Origin of the sequence: Brevundimonas denitrificans (assembly GCF_030160755.1) — a bacterium.
Taxonomy (GTDB): domain Bacteria; phylum Pseudomonadota; class Alphaproteobacteria; order Caulobacterales; family Caulobacteraceae; genus Brevundimonas; species Brevundimonas denitrificans.
This window is the reverse complement of record NZ_BSOY01000132.1, coordinates 1-2431: the sequence shown is the minus strand read 5'-3', so window position 1 is coordinate 2431 and position 2431 is coordinate 1. Positions and strand designations below refer to the sequence as shown.

Genomic DNA, 2431 nt, shown 5'->3' with positions numbered 1-2431 from the left:
GATCGCCGCCGTCAGCGTCGTCTTGCCGTGGTCAACGTGACCAATCGTGCCGATGTTGCAGTGCGGCTTGTTACGTTCGAACTTTTCCTTGGCCATGGCCAAAACTCCTGTGGCCCGGGAAGGGGCGATTGGGTCAGCTTAAGAATTCTGGAGCGGGTAGACGGAATCGAACCGACATATTCAGCTTGGAAGGCTGCTGTACTACCATTGTACTATACCCGCACGGAGACGGCCTCGGGCCCGAAAGCCGTCGACCGCCGACCCGATATGGGGTCCGGACCTTCGTTTCGAAACCGCGTGGTGGGGGAAGCAGGACTCGAACCTGCGAAGCTTACGCAGGGGATTTACAGTCCCCCCCCTTTGCCGCTCGGGACATTCCCCCAGCGCGCTTTCGAACCGTCGGACCGATGCGCCGGCGACCTTTCGGCCGTCGAAACAACAAAAGCTCTCGGTGTCCTGCGTCGCCTGGTTTAGGAGGGGCGCCAGACCCGAAAGCCCTCAGGGCTCCAAATCGGAGGGCGTCTTATAGTGTCGAGAAATCCAGAACGCAACGACCGGAAATCGGGCAAAAAACCGGCCTTTGGCGACAGGTCCGCGCCCCGCTCCGGCGGGCCCGGAGCAGGCGCCAAGGGCAAACCCGAGGGCGGTCCCGACCGTGGCGGCTGGAACCCCAATCCCAAGCCGAAGAGCTTCTCTGATTCCGCGCCGCGCCCCTCGCGGGCCAAGGCCGACGCCGACAATTTCGTCTGGGGCCGCCATCCGGTGATCGCCGCCCTGGCCAATCCGGCCCGCAAGGGCATGGGCCGGCTGCTGGCGACCGCGGATCGCGCCGCCGAACTGGAGCGGGACAGACTGGCCAACGGCCACAGGATCGAGATCATTGAGGCCCAGGCGCTGGACCGCATGCTGCCGCCGGGCGCGGTGCACCAGGGTCTAGCGTTCAAGGTCCAGCCGCTGGAAGGCGTGGCGCTGGAGGACATCGCCGGGGATGGCGGCGTCATCGTCATGCTGGACCAGCTGACCGACCCCCAGAACGTCGGCGCCATCTTCCGCTCGGCCCTGGCGTTCGGCGCGAAGGGGATCGTGGTGCAGGACCGGCACTCGCCCGCCCTGGCCGGGGCCCTGGCCAAGGCCTCGGCCGGCGCGACGGAGCGCCTGCCCTGCGCGCGGGTGACCAACCTCAGCCGGGCGCTCGAGACGCTCGCCGACATGGGCTGGCGCGCGGTGGGCCTCGACGGCTCGGCCGAGCTGACGCTGGAAGAGGCGCTGGACGAGCGCCCGACGGTGCTGGTCATGGGCTCGGAAGGCGACGGCATCCGACGGCTGGTGGCCGAACACTGCGACGTGCTGGCGAAGATTCCGATGCCCGGCGGGTTCGAGAGTCTCAACGTCTCCAACGCCGCCGCGGTGGCGCTTTATGAGGCCCATCGCAAACAGTCGTCTTGATCGCCTTGCCGATCACCGCTTGATCCCGCCCCACTCACTGCCCTAGACGCGCGCCATGGAATTCCTTTCGTCTCCCGAACTCGCCAGCCAGGCCACGGCCCTCGGCCAGGTGCTGATGATCGATCTCGTGCTGGCCGGCGACAATGCGGTGGCCGTCGGCCTCGCCGCCGCCGCCCTCGCGCCCGAACAGCGCAAGAAGGCCATCCTGATCGGCCTGGCCGCCGCCGTCGTCCTGCGCATCGGCTTCGCCCTGATCACCGTCCAGCTGCTGGCCATCATCGGCCTGCTGCTCGCCGGCGGCATCCTGCTGCTGTGGGTCTGCTGGAAGATGTGGCGCGAACTGCAGGAGCAGAAGACCCACGACCAGGCCGAGGCCGAGGCGGAACTGGAGACGGCCCTGTCCGCCCACCACGGCGGCGGCCCCCCGCCGGAAGCGCTGGGCATCAAGCGCAAGACCTTCGCCGCGGCCCTGATCCAGATCATGATCGCCGACGTCACCATGTCGCTGGACAACGTCCTGGCCGTGGCCGGCGCGGCGCATGAACACCCCTGGATCATGGTCTTCGGCCTGATCCTGTCCATCGCCCTGATGGGCGTGGCCGCGACCTTCATCGCCAAGCTGCTGACCAAACACCGCTGGATCGGCTACGTCGGCCTGGTCATCGTCCTCTACGTCGCCCTGCACATGGTGTGGGACGGCGGGCGCTCGGTGATCGTGCGGACCGATCGCATGGACGCCTTCAACGCCTCGGCCCCGGCCTTCCTCGACATCAGCGAGGAAGAGAAGGCGAAATTCCTGAAGGGCGTGGAGACCGAGGACAGCGCGGCGCCCGCGACCGGCCTGCCTTCCCGGCCCTCGGACGGACCGGCGCCTGTGCCGGTCACGCCGGCGGCAGAGTCCCCCAGCGCCGCATCGCCCGCCTGAGCGACTCCGGCGCCCCGGCCATATCGGGCTGGGGCGTGGTGATCGCCGCCGCGCGGGCCC

Annotated in this window: 3 protein-coding genes and 2 tRNA genes; 2 read left to right on the top strand and 3 right to left on the bottom strand. The window is 68.2% G+C overall.

Annotated features, from left to right (window positions below; translation table 11 throughout):
- The 3 genes from QQJ79_RS15265 to QQJ79_RS15255 form a co-directional block, all read right to left on the bottom strand.
- On the bottom strand, nt 1-96 hold a 96-nt coding region (locus QQJ79_RS15265; RefSeq protein WP_284223729.1), incomplete at its 3' end, for a GTP-binding protein.
- Nucleotides 97-148: 52 nt separating this feature from the next.
- A tRNA-Gly gene (locus QQJ79_RS15260) sits at nt 149-222 on the bottom strand.
- 76 nt (nt 223-298) lie between these two features.
- Nucleotides 299-382, bottom strand: a tRNA-Tyr gene (locus QQJ79_RS15255).
- 146 nt (nt 383-528) lie between these two features.
- On the opposite strand from QQJ79_RS15255, the gene rlmB reads away from it, so the two are divergent.
- Nucleotides 529-1446, top strand: coding sequence for a 23S rRNA (guanosine(2251)-2'-O)-methyltransferase RlmB (gene rlmB, locus QQJ79_RS15250; protein ID WP_284223781.1), 918 nt, complete (start codon nt 529-531; stop codon nt 1444-1446).
- Between the two features lie 55 nt (nt 1447-1501).
- Nucleotides 1502-2371 (top strand): TerC family protein, encoded by an 870-nt coding sequence (locus QQJ79_RS15245; protein WP_284223780.1) that lies wholly within the window; start codon nt 1502-1504, stop codon nt 2369-2371.
- Nucleotides 2372-2431 lie beyond the last annotated feature (60 nt).

Bases quoted from the DNA above. Each gene is read 5' to 3' on its own strand.
- QQJ79_RS15245 (WP_284223780.1), top strand. From the start codon at position 1,502: ATGGAATTCCTTTCGTCTCCCGAACTCGCCAGCCAGGCCACGGCCCTC.